Consider the following 18,616-nt stretch of genomic DNA (forward strand, 5'->3'; position numbering starts at 1 on the left):
CTTGCCGCAAGGCCATCTGGCCCATACCATAACAGTCTCTTTACAAATGTATGTGGACTTAGAACTTATGACCGAGAGCCTCTCGCGCGAGCAACTCAACACCGTGATGGATGACGCTGATCTTCTGAAGAGCAAAGACGAGGTCGAAGCCGCCCTTGATGCACTGGCGGCAGACATCACAGCGCGGCTGGCAGATAAAATGCCTGTGGTATACAGCATTATGAATGGCGGGCTCGTGGTTGCGGGGCAGCTCCTGACTCGCCTTAATTTTCCACTGGAGCAGGGATATATGCACGCCACGCGGTATCGGGGTGAGACCAGTGCTCAGGCTGATCTGCAATGGCAGGCGCCACCCTCTGTACCTATGGATGGTCGCACGGTACTGATCATCGATGACATTTTTGATGAGGGCTACACCCTTGAAGCCGTTGTTGAAGCCTGCAAAGCGCAGGGCGCCGCTGAGGTCCTGACGGCGGTCCTGGTTGATAAGCAGCATGACCGCAAAGCACCGGGTATGACGGTAGATTTTGTTGGTCTGGAAGTCGAAGACCGTTATGTCTTTGGTTACGGTATGGACTACCGCGGATACTGGCGTAATGCACCGGGCATTTACGCTGTTAAGGGCCTCTGAGGGCTTCATGTTTTGAGTGCCGGTATCCCGCATACTGGCACCTCTGTAATAAGTAAATCTTTCCGGCAAGGCCAGCCATCTCGACTACACTGAGATGGCGGAGGTGGCCGATTTTATGAATGTTCAGTTCATCAATCCCTTCATCGAGACGATTAGCAACATACTCGCAACCATGGCATCCATGACGTGTGAGCATGGCAAGCCATATCTTAAAGAAGGCGAAGATCCCCTGGGAGTAGTCACCGGGTTGATCCCTATGGAGGGAGATGCGGTGAATGGTTCTCTTGCCATCAGTTTTAACGAAGACACCATTCTCAAGATAAGCAGCAGTATGCTCGGTGAGGAAGTCGCGGAGTTTGATGATACCTGCAAGGATCTGACTGGCGAACTTACCAATATGCTCTCTGGTGGGGCCCGAAAGCTACTCTGGGAGGGGGGCTACAGTTTCGAGATGGCTACGCCACGCATGTTAACGGGAGATGCCCCCGTTATTCATCATGTTGAAGGGCCGGTGGTCGTTATTCCTTTTGATACAAAAGCGGGTGAGTTCTTCATCGAAGTTGTCATCGGCAGTCGCCTGAAACGAGCCGAAGTCGCAGGGGCATAATCGCAACAAACTGTTGGGTCTGTCGTCATAACTGACTCGCTTTAAGCATTTGATTCCTTCTCTTTAATGTGTAATATGACGATTCGTCAAAAATGACGGATCGTCAAAAATGGTTATATTGCATACAGTACTACACAGTCTTAAATATCTGCTCTCCGGTTTGCAGTCGCACTGCCCATTTCAGCAGAACAGGCTCGCTGGCTGTTCGGATGCCAGCGTGATGCTGGTGGAGGACATGTCTCCGACAGACTCTGCTCAAGCTTCTGATCTGGCAAAGACCGAACGCTCTCCGCGTCAGGAAGAAAAGTGGCAAAAGCGTGAGAACACACTGCTCGATAATGTTCAGTTCATCATCGATGACGTTGGTTATGCGCATTTCAATATGGACCGCCTGGTCCGCGCCAGTGACGTGTCTAAGGGCACCGTCTACAACCACTTCACCAGCAAGGAGGATTGCCTTGCAGCGCTCTGTTGTCGTGGGATGGAAGAGCTGAAGGATATGTTCTTACGTGCGCAGGCATTCGATGGAAAGCCACGCGAGAAAGCGTTAGCGATTCATTATGCCTATCGCCTGCACATGAAGCTTCATCCGGTCATGTCGAGTGCTCTGGTGACAGCTCGTACAGCCGCTTTTGTCGAGAAAACCTCCCCGCAGCGTTCCGCAACAATCCGTCGTAATGATGAAGCCCTTTTTGCTATCGCTTTTGAGGTCATTGATGCCGCCGTTCAGGCGGGTGATCTCGATATCACAGAAGATCTGGACGCAACCGTAATTACTTTTCTGACATGGTCGACCTCCTACGGGATCAACATGTTAGAGGACACAGGATTCGAGCACACGATCAGTGACCTGCTTGAAGAAAAGAACATCGCTTTAATCGGAGCGAATGTACTGATGGATGGCATTGGTATGAAGCCTTTGTCTAAGGAATGGGACTATCGGGCAACCTGGCAGCGTATTGCTGAAGAGGTATTCCCCGAGGAAAGTCAGAGAGCTTTGCTTTAATTCAGGAGAGCGCACTATGCGTCAATGGGTAGAAAAACAGGCAACGGAACGTGCATGGATAGTGATCGTCGCCATGATTATTGCTGCGCTGGTCGCTGCTGCAGGTGCCGGAAATTTGTATTTCCGCGGGGACTATAAAGTCTTCTTTGAAGAAGGGTATGGCCCATTAAATGACTTCGAAGAAATGCAGAAGGTCTTCAATAAGAGCGACAGTATCGCCGTATTGGTTGTTCCTGAATCGGGTAACGTCATTGACGAGACTGTTTTGACGCTTATTCAGGAATATACCGAAGAAGCCTGGCAGACACCGTTTTCCAGCCGTGTAGATTCGCTGACCAACTACCAGAATACCTGGGCCGAATACGACGATATGATCGTCGAGGATATGGTGCTTTATCCTGAAGAATTAACGGAAGACGACCTCAGCCGAATTCGCGAAACGGCGCTGGCGGAGCCATCTCTGAATGGTCGCATTATTTCTCCTGATACCGACGTCAGTCTGATCAATATTACGCTGCAATTGCCGGACGTAACTGACAACACTGCGAACGTCGCCAGTGTGATGGATTTTGTACGCGATCTGAGTGCGCAATTTGCCGAGCGCTACCCGGATATTGCTTTCTATCACACCGGAATTATTCCGATGAATTACAGCTTCGCGACGGAAGGCCAGAAAGATATGTCGACTCTGGTTCCTGCGATGTTGCTATTGATCATAGTCTTGCTGGCGGTTCTTTTGCGCAGCGTGCTGGCGATGCTCGCCACTGTCGTTGTTCTGGTACTGACCATTATGGCCACCATGGGGCTGGCTGGATGGATGGGTTTTTTCCTGTCGACGGGGACCATTAACGTACCGATTGTGGTTCTGACCATTGCGGTGGCGGATTGCGTTCATGTGGTAGCGACCATGCAATATGGCATGAAGCAAGGTAAGAGCAGAAAAGAAGCCGTGCGCTACAGCCTCGAGTTGAACTGGATGCCAATTTTTATTACCAGTGCGACGACCGCGGTTGGCTTCCTGACACTCATGATGTCGGAGTCTCCTGTATTCGCTGACTTCGGATTTCTTTGCGCTATGGGTGTGATGTTAGCGTACGTGATGTCTGTCACTCTGTTCCCTGCTTTGTTGTCGGTGCTGCCGGTCGGAGCGGGTGGCCGCGTCGACGATAAAGCGCCTGCTATGGCTCACTTTGGTGATTTCGTGATTCGTCACCAGACGCCTTTATTATGGGGCGGTGTTGCTGTTGTTGCTGTATTAAGTGCATTGGCCATGCGTAATGAAATTAACGATGTTGCAACAGAATACTTTGCTGAATCGACGGCGTATCGTCAGTCGGTTGATAAACAGGCGGATACGCTCTCAGGTTCACAGTCGATCGATTGGGCTATGTATACCGACGAAGCGGGTGGCATCAGTAATCCTGAGTTTATTGCAGTGATGCGCGATTTTACCGAGTGGTTGGAACAGCAGCCGGAGATTGATCACGTCAGTGGCCTGTCGGATACCTTTATGCGTCTGAATAAAAACATGCACGCAGACGATCCTGACTGGTACAGAATTCCAGACGATCGCGAGCTGGCAGCTCAGTATCTGTTGCTGTACGAAATGTCCTTGCCGTACGGACTTGATCTGAATAACCAGGTTAACGTGGATAAGTCTGCAGTACGAATGACGTCGATTCTGAAAAATCTGGGAAGCGTTGAGATTATCTCGCTTGAGAACCGCGCCAAAGACTGGATGGATGCAAATGCTCCCGGTATCCGGCTGACTGCTGCCAGCCCTTCAGTGATGTTCTCTCACATTGGTGAGACGAATATGAAGAGCATGATTCTCAGCATGATGATGGCACTGGTGATTATCTCAGGCATCCTGATTTTTGCTTTACGGTCGCTCAGGCTGGGTGTGATCAGCCTGTTCCCGAATATTACTCCAGCACTGGTTGGTTTCGGTTTCTGGACCTTTATTTCTGGTGAAATAAACCTGGGCCTTTCTATCGTCAGCTCAATGACTCTTGGCATTATTGTCGATGATACAGTGCACTTTCTGAGTAAATATAAGCGTGCACGTATGGAGGGAATGATGACCGAAGCGGCAGTACGTTATTCGTTTATCAACGTTGGCCGTGCTCTGCTGATCACCACTCTGGTTCTGGTCCTTGGCTTCTCTATGCTGGCGTTCTCGGCTTTCCGCCTGAACTCAGACATGGGGATTGCAACGTCCCTGATTATTCTGATCGCACTGATCATTGATTTTCTCATCCTGCCACCCATGCTGTTGTGGCTGGATAAAGATAAGCCTGAAGCAAACGCTGAAGAGCAGACATCCCTAAAAGGAGAACACGCATGAAACTGATAACTACACTCGTGACGGGACTGGCATTGGTTGCACCTTTCGCTATCGCTGATGACGGTGGCCGAGGCCTCGAGATCGCTAAGGAGCGTAAAGCGCGGGACACCGGCTGGGGCGATTCTCAGGCTGAGATGACTATGATTCTGCGTAACTCACAGGGGGAAACCTCTGAACGGAAAATGCGCCTGAAGAATTTTGAAATCCAGGACGACGGTGATAAAGGCCTGACGATTTTTGATGAGCCTAAAGATGTCAGCGGTACGGCGTTTCTGAGCTTTTCTCACAATACGAAACCTGATGATCAGTGGCTGTATTTACCCGCACTGAAGCGTGTTAAGCGTATTTCTTCCCGCAACAAGTCAGGCCCTTTTATGGGCAGTGAATTTGCTTATGAAGATATGGGGTCGTTCGAGCCTGAAAAGTACGAATTTACTTATCTGCGCGATGAGCCATGCGCTGAGGATATGACGTGTCATGTGGTAGAAAGTGATCCGGTGGATAAATTTTCTGGCTATACCCGCCAGATCAGCTGGATCGATACCGAGCACATGCGCGCGGTAAAAACGGAATACTACGATCGTAAAAATACATTGCTGAAAACACTTGAGCTGTCTGAGTGGAAACTCTACAAAGATAAGTTCTGGCGTGCGCACAAGCTGGATATGCAAAACCACCAGAATGGCAAGAGCACGACCATCATCACGCACGGCATTGAGTTTGATACCGGGCTGAGCGAATCGGATTTCAGTCAGGCATCGCTTAAGCGTGCTCGATAAGGCAGTAATATGAAAAAGCTACTTCTGACAGTGTCTGCGTTGCTGGCAGGCGCGGGGGCTTCCCCTCTGGTGAGTGCGCTCGACTTGTCGCTTGAGGCGGGTATTGAAGGACGTCGCTTCCTGGAGTCCGGTGCTTACAGCGGGCAGGTCGATGATCAATGGTCACTGACGTTGCAGCCTGAAGTCGTCTGGGATGCAGAATCTGGCAACGGTCGTTTCACTTTCGTACCTTTTTATCGCAAAGATTTTGCAGATGATGAGCGAACGCACGGTGATATCCGTGAAGCCATGTTCATGACGTGGAATGGCCCATGGGAGCTGCGCGCTGGTATAGGTAAAGTATTCTGGGGCGTTACTGAGTCTCTGCATCTTGTTGATGTCATTAACCAGACAGACTATGTAGAAGCCATTGATGGCGATCAGAAACTGGGTCAGCCAATGATCCAGGGGATCTGGTTGTCTGACGTTGGTACCTGGGAGGCCTTCGTACTGCCCGGCTTCCGGGAACGTACATTTCCGGGCGAAGCAGGGCGCTATCGCACCGAGCTTCTGGTCAGCGGTGATGCTGAATACCAGGCCGACGAAGAGCAGCAGCATGTTGATCTGGCGGCACGTTGGTCTTACGTTTCTGAGCTGAACGGGTATCCACTGGATCTGACGGCGTCTGTATTCCGCGGTACATCGCGCGATCCTTTGTTGGCTCCTCAGGTGGAAGTCGTCAACAGTGTGCTCACGCTGACTGAGCTGGTGCCGTACTACGCTATGCAGAATCAGATCGGTTCTACCATACAGTTTGCGCCTGAAGGTTGGTTGCTTAAGGCAGAACTGTTGTATCGCGATTATCAGCTTGATGCCTTACCGGGTGGGATAGAGGTCAAAGATCAGACCGCAGCCGTTGGTGGTTTTGAATACACTCTGGTTGGCCCGTTTGGAAATGCGGCTGATCTTGGCTTACTTGCCGAGTATCAGTACGACAGCCGTGGTGCAGAGTATTCTGACGCCCAGAATGATCTGTTCTTAGGCACGCGTTATGTTTTCAATGACATGGCGTCGAGTGAAATTCTTGCGGGTATTACACAAGATCTCGATTATACGGGCACTCGTTTATTTCTGCTGGAAGCCAATACCCGGTTAAATCCGTCGATGACGATTGATGCGACTATTACTTTGGTAACAGCAGAGGAGGAGTCACTTGCGAGCATTTTCCGCCGAGATGATACCTTCGAAGTGGCGCTAAACTTTTTCTTCTGATGCCATTCTGCACTGGCGGCCTGTCGAGGGCCGTCAGAGGCGGTAAAGAAGGGTAAAATGCAATATCAGTCGCTCTGCTGAGGCTCTATCATTGGGCTCAGATTATTATGGAGCTTCTTCCGTGAGCGGCCCCCCTTCCTACCTCTCTGGCCGGTCGACAAGACTGGCATCCCGGCTACTTCTGCTTTCTTCTGCCGTCATGGCAGTGCAGGGGTGCAGCAGCGTTGCTGTATCAGAACCTGACCCCATCGTTCTTCCCGATACCTTCACTGATCAACAACAGGTCTTACCTGCGGTCGATTGGTGGACGACGTTTAACGACAGTGAACTGAATGAGTACGTCAATGATGCTCTGCAAGGCAATTACAGCCTACAGGCTGCAGAGGCGCGTTTGCGTCAGAGCCTGGCACAGTTACGGGGCTCGCGCAGTGATTACTATCCGGAAGTTAATGCAGAGCTTGGAAAAAGCCGGCAATGGACCAGTGAAGACTCAACCACGGATACCTGGTCAGCCGGCTTAACCGCCAGTTATGAAATTGACCTATGGGGTGGCATTCGTGCGGGAGCAGCTCAGTCCCGCTTCAGTGCCGATGCCAGTGAAGCGGCGTATCGTACGTTGGCTAATACAGTAGCGGGTGAAGTCTCGACCTATTGGTTGGGGTTGCGTGTTCAGGCCGGAAAGCTGCGTCTTCTCGAAGACCAGAAGCAACGTCTCGCAACTGCGCTTAAGGTAGTCGAAGGTCGTAAGCGTCGCGGTCAGGCAGCACTGACAGATGTCTGGCAACAACAGCAGCTGGTTGAGTCACTGAGTGTTGATATCATCGAAGCTGAAGCACAGCGTGATATCTATCTGCAACAGCTTGCTCTCTGGCTGGGTCGTGGGCAGGCGCCTATAACGGCTGATATGGTGTCTGACCTGACGCCAGTTCCTCAGCCTGATATGGCACTGAATAACGTTCCTCTGGAAGCCCTGAAAGCACGCCCGGATGTTCAGGAAGCGTACGCCAGGCTTCAGGCGGCCAGTGCCGGTGTGGCGGTTGCCGCCGCGAACCGTTATCCCCGTTTTTCCCTCTCAGCAAGTTATCGCGATAGTGACGCAGACTTCAGCCAACTGTTTGATAACTGGGTCGCCAATCTTGCCGGCTCTCTGGTGTTGCCGATCATCGATGGCGCCGGTCGTCGAGCAGAAGTCGACCGGCAGAAAGCAGCGGAGCAGGAGGCTCTGGCAGATTACAGTCAGACCGTACTTGAAGCCGCTCAGGAAGTTCAGCAGGCGCTGGTAGAAGAGCAGCGGTACCTGAAGACGCTACAAAGCCTGACGGACCAACTTGAACTTGCACGAAAAACTCTCGAGCTACAGGATTACTACTACGCGCGTGGTCAGATTGATTTTCTCGATCTGCTCAACGCCCAGCAAGAACTCCTGAGCCTCGAATCCCAGCAATTGACTGCCCGCTGGAACCTTACTCAATCAAGAATTCAATTATACAAAGCCGTTAGTCACGGCAGATTCGGAGAAACCGACGCATGACCGATCGTAAGAAAAACCTGGCATTAGCCGGTGTCAGTATTCTTATTATTCTTGCGAGTTTCGGCGCGTGGAAACTCATTCAGGATACGGCGCCTAAGCCGGGTAAAAAAGAGCGGGAAAAAATAGCGCGGCTTGTAGATGCAGAGCCGCTTGAGAAAGTGGCTTCCCGTGCGTCGTGGCAAACTGGCGGTGCGGTAACAGCGTCCGACAGTGTGACTCTGGTTGCTCAGGTAAGCGGAAGAGTGGAACAGGTCTCAGCTCAGGCGGTGCCCGGTGCGCTGTTAAAAAAAGGCGCGTTACTGGCGCAGCTTGAGAAGGGTGATTATGAATTAGCACTGGAACAGGCTCAGGCAACACTGGCTCAGGCGAAAGCGGCACTGGCAATTGAAGAAGGGCAGGTCAGCCTTGCTCAGGAAGAGTACGCACTTTCAGGCACCGAACTGTCGACGTCCGACCGTGCGCTGGTTCTGCGTGAGCCTCAGCTTCAGGTTGCTGAGGCCGATATGGCCAGTGCTGAAGCTGCTGTAAAACAGGCAAAAATTAATCTGGCTCGTACCGAAATCCGTATGCCATTTGACGGTCGCTTAAGTTCGCGCGCGGTCAGCCCGGGCAGCTATGCCAGTGCCGGTAGCGAACTCTTTTCGGCCGTTGCAACTTCTGAGTTCTGGGTCGAAGCGAAACTCCCGCGATCTTTCTTGCCGCTTCTGGATCGTGATCACGAGGTGATCGTATCTCACTCCGCCTGGGGTAAGAAAACCCGGACGGCTTCTATTCTGAACGTGCTACCGGGTGTCGATAGTGGTGACCGTCAGGCGCGCGTTATTTTATCACTCAAGAGCCCTCTGGACCCAGAGTATGGCCCGATCGTTCTGGTGAATGATTTTGTCACACTGACGCTGGCGGGTCGGGAGTTTGACGATGCCTATCAGGTACGTCGTGATCGCGTTAATGACGACGGCAGTGTTTGGGTGATTAATGATCTGAAGCTACGCAAACGACAGCCCGAACTTCTTTATTCCGGGCGTGACTTTGTTTGGTTCTCTGGAGGCTTTGGGCCGGGCGATCAGCTGCTGGCCAGTCAGGTTGATGCCGCGGTTGAGGGTATGCCTGTGCGGGTTTCAGGGCAGAATACTGATCTGAATCTAGGCCAGAAATCTGACGGATTTGCAGGAGATCAGCCATGATCAATAAGGCTGGGCCAGTTTCCTGGATGGCGCGACATGGGGTTGCGCCCAATCTGCTGATGGCATTTCTGATCATTGGCGGAATTCTGATGTCGTTGGCAATTCGTAAGGAATTTATCCCGAGTACTGAAGCCGATTATGTTTCGGTGAATGTTGCCTATCCGGGAGCGACGCCTTCAGAGATGGAGCAGGGCGTTGTCTTACCGATTGAAAATGAACTGACGGGCCTCGATGGCCTGAAAGAAATTACGTCGACGGCTGCTCAAGGCGCTGCCCGTGTTTCTGTCGAGATTGAGAACAGCGGCGATCGTCAGAAAGCGTATCAGGATATTCAGCAGGCAGTCAGTAACATCAGTAGCTTTCCGGCGGGTATCGAGCGTCCTGTAGTTAGTTTGTCCGGCCATTCTATTGATGTTATGGACATCAAACTCTTTGGCCCTCTGAGTAAATTTGAACTGAAGAAGCTCGCCGAGCAGATACGTAATGATTTACTGGCGGCGCCAGAAATTACCAACGTTGAAGTTAAAGGTACGCCTGATGAAGAACTGCACGTTGAGATCTCTCAGGCAACACTTGAATCTTATGGCCTGACCCTTCAGCAGGTGGCGAATACTATTGCTGCCAACGCCATCGAGCAGAGCGCCGGTACGGTTCGTACCAGTGGCGGCGATATTCTGCTGACGCTGGATAATCGTATTTATTGGGCGGATGAATTCAGTAAGTTGCCTGTGATCAGTGATGACTCTGGTGTGCTTTTACAGCTTGGTGATATCGCTACTATTTCTGATGGCTTTGGCGATTCCAACCGTGAAGTGACGTATAACGGTAACCCTTCCATCGGACTGGATATTTACCGCAGCGAAAACCAGACGCCTTTCACCGTCACCGAAGCCGCGTATCGGCAAATGGAAGAAATCAAAACCCGATTACCTCCGGGTGTTGAACTGATCGTTACTGATGACGATGGTGAAACGTATAACCAGCGTGTTGGTCTGTTGATGAAAAATGCCGCCATTGGTCTGGTGCTGGTTCTTGTATTGCTGAGTCTGTTTCTGGAATATCGTCTCGCCTTCTGGGTGACGATGGGTATCCCAACGGCGTTCTTAGGCGCCTTGCTGTTAATTCCAGCGGCCGATGTATCCATCAATATGATCTCGATGTTCGCCTTTATTATTGCGCTCGGGATTGTCGTTGATGACGCCATTATTGCCGGTGAAAATATCTTTGAGCATATGCAGCAGGGCATGGCATTTCCTGATGCCGCAGTGCAGGGGGCGAGAGAAGTCGCCGTGCCTCTGGCGTTCGCCATTCTGACCAACGTCGCAGCATTTTTACCGATTCTTGCGTTGCCGGGGATGATGGGGAAACTGTTCCTTGCGATCCCCGTGGTTGTTATCAGCTGCTTCCTGATATCTTGGATTGAAGCTCTGTTCATTCTGCCTACACACCTTGCGAATTTGAAAAAGAAGCCGAAAGATGCGCCACTGAACTTTCTGGAAAAAATTCAACGGAATGTCGACAGTAAGCTTGGTTACTTCATCAACGAAATTTACCAGCCGATATTACGCCGTGCAGTTCGTGCGCCCGGCCTGACCTTCGCAGTAGCATTTTTCTTTCTGATGATCGCGATGGCATGGGCTGCAAGCGGCCGCATGGGCTTCAGCATGTTCCCGCGTCTTGAGGGTGAGTTTGTTGTTGCTACGGTCGAACTACCGTCAAATGCACCTCTGCAACAGGCGACGGATGTGCGCAAAAAACTTGAGCGGGATCTTCGCACCGTTGTTGCGCCATTCGAAGCTGACGGGACTGAGTTCTTATTAAGTATTGAGGGCGACGTCAATGGCACCAGTGTAGAGGTCGAAGGGCAACTGGTTGACTCAGATGCGCGACCAATTCCTGCAGCAGAACTGGTGAATTTATGGCGTGAAGAAATCGGTGAAATTGCGGGTGTTCGTAGCCTGACATTTGACTCTGAGCGCGGCGGCGGCCCTTCTGGGGGCGCGGGCCTGACGGTCGAGCTTCGTGGTAGCCATACCGATGTTCTGGAGCGAGCCAGTGAAGATATGGCGAATGCTCTGGCGGGTATTACTGGGGTTAAAGACATTGCGAATGGATTTAACAGCGGGAAGCCTGAGTGGGATGTGGAGTTGACCGATCAGGGGCGCAGTCTGGGGCTTGAGGCCGACGATGTGGCGGCACAGATTCGGGCGGCGATATACGGCTCGCGTGCATTACGTCAGCAGCGCGGCAACAGTGAAGTCACGGTACTGGTGCGTTTGCCGGAAGAAGAGCGTAGCCGAGCCGCGGATATTGAGCGCTTACGTATTCTGACGCCGTCTGGAAGCTACGTACCTCTGGCAGAAGTCGCGATACTTGAGAAGGGCGTATCGCCGTCATCCATATCACGACGCAACGGTCGCCAGATTGTGAACGTAACGGCGAACGTCGAGCCGAGAGAACAGGTGCCTGCGGTAATGAGTTTGTTGCAGGAGAGTATTTTTCCGGACATGCGTTCGCGCTATCCCGGCGTTGATTTCGGCTTCCAGGGGCGTCAGGCTGAAACTCAGGAAAGCATGTCGTCACTCAAGCTTTATGGCTTTTTCTCTATGCTGCTGATTTATGTCTTGCTGGCGATCCCGTTCAGAAGTTACTCGCAGCCTTTGCTGGTGATGGCGGTTATTCCCTTTGGTGCTGCAGGCGCCTTATACGGCCACCTGATGATGGGGTATGGCCTCAGCGTGATGAGTATTATGGGGATCGTTGCGCTGGCGGGTGTCGTGGTCAACGACAGCCTGATTCTGGTCGATTTTGCTAACCGGCAGCGCCGAGACAAGAAAATGAACGCGCATGACGCGATTATTTCGGCGGGCATCCGTCGTTTCCGACCGATTCTGCTTACAACACTGACGACCTTTGGTGGACTTGCGCCTATGGTGTTCGAGACTTCGCGTCAGGCGCAGTTTATTGCACCCATGGCGGTATCTCTTGGGTTCGGCATTTTGTTCACGACCTTCGTCTGTCTTCTGGTTCTGCCAGCGCTCTACATCATGTTAAGTAACGTGCTGGATAAGCTGGGATTGAGTGATGTCGAAGGTAATGATTCGGCGGAGAATAGTGAGTTCGCTGATATTGAGCCTCAGGACGCGACAGTAAAAGCCTGATCGCGCAAGAAATCAGTAAATAGCCTGGCGGCCTTTATCGCGCCGCTTGGCTTTACTGATTGGCATGACCATGCGGAAGTGCACACCGGTGTCTGACGGCTCTATATTGATATCGCCCTTCATGCGCTGTTTGATAATGTTGTAAACCAGATGCATACCCAGTCCAGTACCACCGTCGCTGCGGCAGGTCGTGAACATTGGCTCAAATATTCTTTTCGCAGCTTCACGGCTAAGGCCGATACCGTCGTCCTGATAATCCATGATCAGGTTGTCTGAATCTTCTTTTATCGTAATGACAACAAGGCCCTCAGCCCGACCTGAAAAACCATGTTTCAGCGAGTTTGTGATGAGGTTAGTCAGTATCTGAGTGATCGCTGTTGGGGATGCCTGTATGCAGATATCCACAGGGCAATTAACCCGGATTTCGTACGGGTGATTACGCAACATAGGCGACAGGCTGCGGAGCAGATCTGCAATGGTTTTGTGAATATAAATCCAGTCGTTATCGTCATTTATATGACCTGCTGATACGGATTTAAAACTCTTCATCAGGCTGGTGGCACGGCGCAGATTTTCTCTCAGTAGTTCCAGGCTCTCGGAAACCCGCGACCATTCTTCCGTTTTGGCCAGCTCGGGATATTCAGCGATGACCGCCTGTACGTCATTACGAAGACACGACTCCATCGTCAGGCATAGCCCCAGCGGGGTCTCTATCTCGTGACCAATACCAGCGATCATACCGCCGAGCGCGGATTGTTTTTCCGCTTCGATAAGTTGGGACTGAGTGGTGTTCAGTTCGTCGACGGTCTGATTGAGCTGTGCAATGGTTTCTGACAGGTGCTCGGTACGTTCCTCGACCCTGTCTTCAAGCTCGGTGTTCGCTTTACTTAACTGATGTTGAGCCAGCTTGTTGCGCTCAAGCTCCTTAATCAGCTGCTCGTTGAGTTCACGAAAGGCCACCATCAGTTGATCGACGTCGTCCATGGACCGGCTTGGGCTGATATCGACTGGTGTCAGTATGCCGTGTTCAATCCGATTGTTTACAGCCCGTGCCAGTTTGGTGATGCGTCGCGTGACAATCTGATGCAGTACGAGCACGAGGGCGCCTGCGAGTACCAATAGCAGGAGAAAAATACTGCCGATATAGGGTAAGGCATTCTCAAGCGCTTTCTGCCAGGGGCTGCCATTGAAATACGCAACACTGAGATCGCCGACCAGCAGTTCGTCGTAGTAAACCGGGATACGGGTAACGTGAGAATGGTATGGCCTTGTGCCGGCCTCAGCGCTGAAGTTCTCTGTGTCGACAGCGCGCACATAAGAGACCCCCGGGTCGCCCTGTAAACCGGCGACAAGAAGGCGTAGCTGCTGTTTGTCGTACTGCCAGAGAGCATGGGCAATAGCGGGTTTGAAGGTGTTCGTGATGCGCATCATTTCCTGATGCTCACGCTCAATTTCGCGTTCAAACTGAATACTGTAGAGCAGGGTGCCGGCAATACTGCCAACGAGGATTAGCGTCAGGCAGATATACAGAAACATCCGGCAGACGATGGACCGTCTGGCGGATGTTGATATCTTCTGGGGTTCCTGGCTCACGCTGGCTCTTCCTTGTAATGCTGAGGCTTGCTTCCTGTTATTTCCAGCGGCAACGGTTACCTGTTATCGCTGGGCTGGCTGGTGAGCTTTCCACGCATGGTGCTGAAGTAGAGCAGCGGAATCACAACCAGAGTCAGAACAGTCGATACCAGAATACCAAAAATCAGCGAAATCGCGAGACCGTTGAAGATTGGGTCATCAAGAATAAAGAAAGCGCCAATCATAGCTGCAACGCCTGTCAGTGCAATGGGCTTTGAACGCACGGCCGCAGAGTGCACGACGGCGTCTTCGAATCGCATGCCTTCGCCTGTTTTCTGGTTAATGAAATCAACCAGCAAAATGGAGTTCCGCACAATGATACCGGCCAGCGCGATCATTCCGATCATTGATGTGGCGGTAAACTGGGCACCAAACAGGGCATGCCCGGGCATGACACCAATGACAGTTAATGGAATAGGCGCCATGATAATGAGCGGTACCAGATACGATCTGAACTGCGCGACTACAAGCAGGTAAATCAGAATCATGCCGATACCGTAGGCAATGCCCATGTCGCGGAATGTTTCATAGGTTATCTGCCATTCGCCATCCCACTTCATTTCGATCGTGTCGGCCATAGGCGGTTGTTGAATAAACCATTGCTCCCAGTTCAGGTTGTGCTCTGGCATATCCATGGCGATTGAGAACAAGCCATAGAGTGGGCTGTCCAACTCACCAGCCATATCTGCAGTCACGAAGACCACGGGCTTCAGGTTCTTACGGTAAATGGTTTTCTCGACCGTCGATTCTTCAATCGTCACCAGATCCGCGAGCGCAAAATAACGACCGTCTGCACTTTTTACTCTGAGAGTCAGGAGATTATTCAGGCCGGTTTTATCACCTTCGGGTAACTCCAGACGAATCGGCAAAGGGTACTTCTGCTGGCCTGTATGAAGGTAACTGACATCTTCACCACCCAACGCGGTATTGATTGCCTGCACAATGCTGGCTTGCGCTACGCCCACATGAGCAGCGCGTTGACGGTCGATACGTATCAGCCATTTCGCCTGATCATCTTCAATCATATCGTCGGTATCAACGATATCGGGTGTCGCTTCAAATACTGCGCGTAACTGTTTTGCCGCAGCAACCTGGCGTTCGTAGTCGGGGCCATAAATCTCAGCGACAATGGGCGCCATGACCGGTGGTCCTGGCGGTACCTCAACGACTTTTACATTGGCATTCATTTTCTCGCCAATGGCTTGCAGAGGTGCGCGGACTGACAGAGCAATGTCGTGGGACTGGCGATCTCGCTGATGTTTATCGACAAGGTTGACCTGAATATCCCCCTGATGAGGCAGCCCTCTCAGATAATATTGCCGTACCAGACCGTTAAAGTTGATAGGCGCCGCTGTCCCCGCGTACATCTGAACGTCACGAATTTCAGGAACTGTCATGAGTTCTTCAGACAAGGCTTCCAGCACCGCGAGTGTTTCCTCTACGGGGGAGCCCTCAGGCATATCTACGACGATCTGAAATTCTGATTTATTGTCGAAGGGCAGCATTTTCATCACTACCGCGGTAAATACCGGCAGTGACACTGCAACCATGATCAGAAGAGTAATAGCGGCAAACAGTAACCCGCGTTTTTTTCCTGCCCCTTTGCCTTCAATAAACGGTCGCATCGACTTATTGAATACGGCATAGAGTTTTCCTGATGCATCGTCGTCATCGTGCGTTGCTGGTGTGTTCTCGTGTTTCTCTGACACTTTTCTAAGCAGCTTGTATGACAGCCATGGCGTGACGACAAAGGCCACAACCAGAGAAATAAGCATACCTGTCGAGGCGTTAATCGGGATTGGACTCATATACGGGCCCATTAATCCAGAAACGAACGCCATCGGCATGAGTGCAGCAATTACCGTAAACGTAGCCAGAATCGTAGGGCCGCCGACTTCTTCGACGGCGGTAGGAATAACTTCAAGAAGCTTTTTGCCGCCTTTATGCATATGGCGGTGAATATTTTCTACGACGACGATGGCGTCATCGACAAGAATACCAATGGAGAAAATAAGCGCGAACAAGGAGACACGGTTGAGGGTAAAGCCCCAGACCCAGCTTGCAAATAAAGTGATGGCGAGGGTAATAAATATGGCGCCGCCAACAATAATGGCTTCGCGCCAGCTCATGGTCGCCAGTACCAGTACAACGACAGCGGCAGTCGCGAACAGGAGTTTTGCGATCAACTTGTCTGACTTATCTTTCGCTGTAATACCGTAGTCACGAGTGATCTCAGCAATGACAGTGTCTGGAATCAAGCGGTTTTTCAGTGTAGTCAGCCGCGCTTCAATGCCTTGTGTAATATCGACTGCGTTTGTACCCGGCTGTTTGGCAATAGCAAGGGTGACGGCTGGCAGGCTGCTTTCCATACCAAGAGCCCGGTAGCTGACGTATTGCTCTGGGGTGTCATTGGCGAGCGTTATGTCTGCAACGTCAGCCAGATATACCAGCCCGCTTTGACTGCGACCGACAATGAGTTGGCCCACTTCAGAACGGTCGCGGAGAAAATTTCCCGCCTGAATCTGAATGACCTCGTTATTCTGGACGAGTGATTGACGGTAGCCTCCGACATTCGCGCTCAGAAGCGCATTCCGGACATCGCTGAACGCCAGCCCGTGGCCATTCATACGTGCAGGGTCGAGTTTTACCTGCAGAACATCTGACTGAGTACCAATGCTGTAGATATCCCGCGTACCAGGTATCTGCTTCAGATCAGTTTCGAGTGTATGTGCAATGGCGGTCAGTTCGTTGGCGCTGACAGAAGCGTCTTTGCCGCGCAGGGTAATACTCATGATGGGCACATCATCAATGCCCATCGGTTTAATGACCGGCTCCATGACACCGAGGTTGGGTGGAAACCAATCTTTGTTGCTGTGCACCTGGTTGTAGAGATTCAGGATCGCTTCTTCGCGAGGAATGCCGACTTCAAAAGCGACCGTCAGTATGGCTTGCCCAGGCTGACTGATCGAAAAGATATCGTCGACTCCCTTTATTTCAGACATTACCTGTTCTGCAGGGATCGAAACCAACTGCTCAACATCCTGTGCACTGGCTCCCGGATATCCGATGAACACATTTGCAAAGGTCACGTCGATCTGTGGTTCTTCTTCTTTCGGCGTCACCAGGATGGCGAAGAAGCCAAGTAATAAACCGACGATGGCGAGGAGAGGAGTAATCGCGGAGTTCTGAAACGCGCGAGCGGTTTTTCCTGATATACCCAGAGGCTGTGTCATGGTGTCCCTCACTTACTTAACATCAGGCTGAGCATCGGTGCTGGTGCTACTGTTGGCACTTCTGTCTCCCAGTTCATCAAGCGCATTGGCCTTGATGGTTTCGCCAGCATTCAGACCCGCCAGAATTTCGTACCAGGTTTCTCCCTGGCGTTGTTGAGGGAGTTGTTGCGGGAGTTGTCGCTGAGCACCGACGCGCACTTGTCTCAGAGTAGAGCGCTCGTTCATTGTGACAAAGACAGCGGTCATTTCGCCACGGCGCAGAATCGCGGCTTCGGGAACGAGAATGGCAGGGCGTGAACCTACCTGGAGCTGAACTTTAACCCACTGGCCCGGAACGACCGTCTGGCTCGTATCTTCAGCAAGTGTTGCCCGCAGGCGGACACTGTGGCGGCTGCTGTCTGCGAATGGGTAGAGGGTAACGTCAGTTGCTGGTGTGTGTGAGTCTTTTACCTGAATACTGACCTGACTGGTATTTGTGTACTTTGCAGCGATACGCTGTGGAACGTCTGTCACTGCGCGCATTGCGCCAGTACCATAGCCACTCATTAAGGGTGTTCCCGGGCTGACAAACTCTCCGACTTCGACAAAACGCTCCATGATGATACCGGCGTAGGGTGCTGTGACTTCGGTATAAGAAAGCTGTGTGCGGGCCTGACGCAGAGCTGCTTTAGCTGCCTCGACGTTGGCCGCTGAACTTTTCGCCTGTGCTTCCGAACGGTCGTATTCACCTTGAGAAAGTGTGCCTTGTTTAACCAGTCGGGCATTGCGCTTCAGCAGTGTCTGGGCGTCGTCATTGAGTGCCTGGGCTTGAGCAAGGGCCGCTTCTGATTGAGCTACCGCGGCCTTTTGTTGGGTGTTGTCGATACGGATAAGTATCTCGCCATTTTCTACACTGTCGCCGACATCACCATTGATTGAGAGGATATTGCCACTCGTCTGTGCTGAAATCGTACCTGAGTTGACTGCTTCGATAGTGCCGTCGAGGTTGAAGGTATCTGGCAGCATAGTTTCTGTGATAGTGAGTGTCTCTGCCATCGAGTGAAGAGGCATCAGGATAACGCTGGTAAGCAATGCGCTGTTCAGAAACTTCTGGAGACTCATGATTGTTCCTCTCTGGTTCTCTTCGCCGGAAATGTTCTAAATATTACTACTTGGTAATATGCTAATAAAAGAACATGGGTTGCGCAACTCTTCTGTGCTGAATGATTCAATATCCTTCCATGTCCACTCCAGACAGAATAGTAGACAGAGTAG

At 51.6% G+C, this 18,616-nt stretch carries 12 protein-coding genes; 9 read left to right on the forward strand and 3 right to left on the reverse strand.

Annotated elements, in window-relative coordinates; all coding sequences use genetic code 11:
* The first annotated feature begins 67 nt into the window (after positions 1-67).
* The 9 genes from B3007_RS04230 (at position 68) to B3007_RS04270 (ending at position 12,497) form a co-directional block, all read left to right on the forward strand.
* A complete protein-coding gene (locus B3007_RS04230) occupies positions 68-631 on the forward strand; it encodes a hypoxanthine-guanine phosphoribosyltransferase (RefSeq protein WP_301181066.1) in 564 nt (187 codons plus the stop codon).
* Between the two features lie 115 nt (positions 632-746).
* Positions 747-1,238, forward strand: coding sequence for a chemotaxis protein CheX (locus B3007_RS04235; protein WP_301181065.1), 492 nt, complete (start codon positions 747-749; stop codon positions 1,236-1,238).
* Between the two features lie 235 nt (positions 1,239-1,473).
* Positions 1,474-2,244 carry a TetR/AcrR family transcriptional regulator gene (locus B3007_RS04240; RefSeq protein ID WP_301378412.1) on the forward strand — a complete coding sequence of 257 codons (771 nt, stop codon included), beginning with the start codon at positions 1,474-1,476 and terminating at the stop codon, positions 2,242-2,244.
* A gap of 16 nt (positions 2,245-2,260) precedes the next feature.
* Positions 2,261-4,591: an efflux RND transporter permease subunit gene (locus B3007_RS04245; RefSeq protein WP_301378414.1), complete on the forward strand. Its 2,331-nt coding sequence runs from the start codon at positions 2,261-2,263 to the stop codon at positions 4,589-4,591.
* Positions 4,588-5,370 (forward strand): outer membrane lipoprotein-sorting protein, encoded by a 783-nt coding sequence (locus B3007_RS04250; protein WP_068439910.1) that lies wholly within the window; start codon positions 4,588-4,590, stop codon positions 5,368-5,370. Before B3007_RS04245 ends, B3007_RS04250 begins: the two co-directional genes overlap by 4 nt.
* Positions 5,371-5,379: 9 nt before the next feature.
* The gene (locus B3007_RS04255) at positions 5,380-6,621 is read left to right on the forward strand and encodes a hypothetical protein (protein ID WP_068439908.1); all 1,242 of its coding nucleotides are present in this window, start codon (positions 5,380-5,382) and stop codon (positions 6,619-6,621) included.
* A gap of 121 nt (positions 6,622-6,742) precedes the next feature.
* A complete protein-coding gene (locus B3007_RS04260) occupies positions 6,743-8,152 on the forward strand; it encodes a TolC family protein (RefSeq protein WP_297532943.1) in 1,410 nt (469 codons plus the stop codon).
* On the forward strand, positions 8,149-9,336 hold the full coding sequence (locus B3007_RS04265) for an efflux RND transporter periplasmic adaptor subunit (protein ID WP_301378418.1): 1,188 nt from the start codon (positions 8,149-8,151) through the stop codon (positions 9,334-9,336). Before B3007_RS04260 ends, B3007_RS04265 begins: the two co-directional genes overlap by 4 nt.
* Positions 9,333-12,497, forward strand: coding sequence for an efflux RND transporter permease subunit (locus B3007_RS04270; protein ID WP_297532945.1), 3,165 nt, complete (start codon positions 9,333-9,335; stop codon positions 12,495-12,497). Before B3007_RS04265 ends, B3007_RS04270 begins: the two co-directional genes overlap by 4 nt.
* A 12-nt stretch (positions 12,498-12,509) precedes the next feature.
* On the opposite strand, the gene B3007_RS04275 is transcribed toward B3007_RS04270, so the two are convergent.
* From B3007_RS04275 to B3007_RS04285, 3 genes are read right to left on the reverse strand one after another with little or no spacing between them, the layout of a single operon-like run.
* Positions 12,510-14,090, reverse strand: a complete 1,581-nt coding sequence (locus B3007_RS04275) for a sensor histidine kinase (protein WP_301378421.1) — start codon at positions 14,088-14,090, stop codon at positions 12,510-12,512.
* A 56-nt stretch (positions 14,091-14,146) separates the two neighbouring features.
* The gene (locus B3007_RS04280) at positions 14,147-17,362 is read right to left on the reverse strand and encodes an efflux RND transporter permease subunit (protein ID WP_297532947.1); all 3,216 of its coding nucleotides are present in this window, start codon (positions 17,360-17,362) and stop codon (positions 14,147-14,149) included.
* Between the two features lie 12 nt (positions 17,363-17,374).
* Positions 17,375-18,463 carry an efflux RND transporter periplasmic adaptor subunit gene (locus B3007_RS04285; protein ID WP_301378423.1) on the reverse strand — a complete coding sequence of 363 codons (1,089 nt, stop codon included), beginning with the start codon at positions 18,461-18,463 and terminating at the stop codon, positions 17,375-17,377.
* Between the last annotated feature and the right edge of the window lie 153 nt (positions 18,464-18,616).

Origin of the sequence: Thalassolituus sp. UBA675, from assembly GCF_002297765.1 — a bacterium.
GTDB lineage: Bacteria > Pseudomonadota > Gammaproteobacteria > Pseudomonadales > Oceanobacteraceae > Thalassolituus.

Excerpts from the sequence above, each read along its gene's own strand:
- B3007_RS04230 (WP_301181066.1), top strand. The coding sequence starts at position 68 with ATGACCGAGAGCCTCTCGCGCGAGCAACTCAACACCGTGATGGATGAC.
- B3007_RS04235 (WP_301181065.1), top strand. The coding sequence starts at position 747 with ATGAATGTTCAGTTCATCAATCCCTTCATCGAGACGATTAGCAACATA.
- B3007_RS04240 (WP_301378412.1), top strand. The coding sequence starts at position 1,474 with ATGTCTCCGACAGACTCTGCTCAAGCTTCTGATCTGGCAAAGACCGAA.
- B3007_RS04245 (WP_301378414.1), top strand. The coding sequence starts at position 2,261 with ATGCGTCAATGGGTAGAAAAACAGGCAACGGAACGTGCATGGATAGTG.
- B3007_RS04250 (WP_068439910.1), top strand. The coding sequence starts at position 4,588 with ATGAAACTGATAACTACACTCGTGACGGGACTGGCATTGGTTGCACCT.
- B3007_RS04255 (WP_068439908.1), top strand. The coding sequence starts at position 5,380 with ATGAAAAAGCTACTTCTGACAGTGTCTGCGTTGCTGGCAGGCGCGGGG.
- B3007_RS04265 (WP_301378418.1), top strand. The coding sequence starts at position 8,149 with ATGACCGATCGTAAGAAAAACCTGGCATTAGCCGGTGTCAGTATTCTT.
- B3007_RS04270 (WP_297532945.1), top strand. The coding sequence starts at position 9,333 with ATGATCAATAAGGCTGGGCCAGTTTCCTGGATGGCGCGACATGGGGTT.
- B3007_RS04280 (WP_297532947.1), bottom strand. The coding sequence starts at position 17,362 with ATGACACAGCCTCTGGGTATATCAGGAAAAACCGCTCGCGCGTTTCAG.
- B3007_RS04285 (WP_301378423.1), bottom strand. The coding sequence starts at position 18,463 with ATGAGTCTCCAGAAGTTTCTGAACAGCGCATTGCTTACCAGCGTTATC.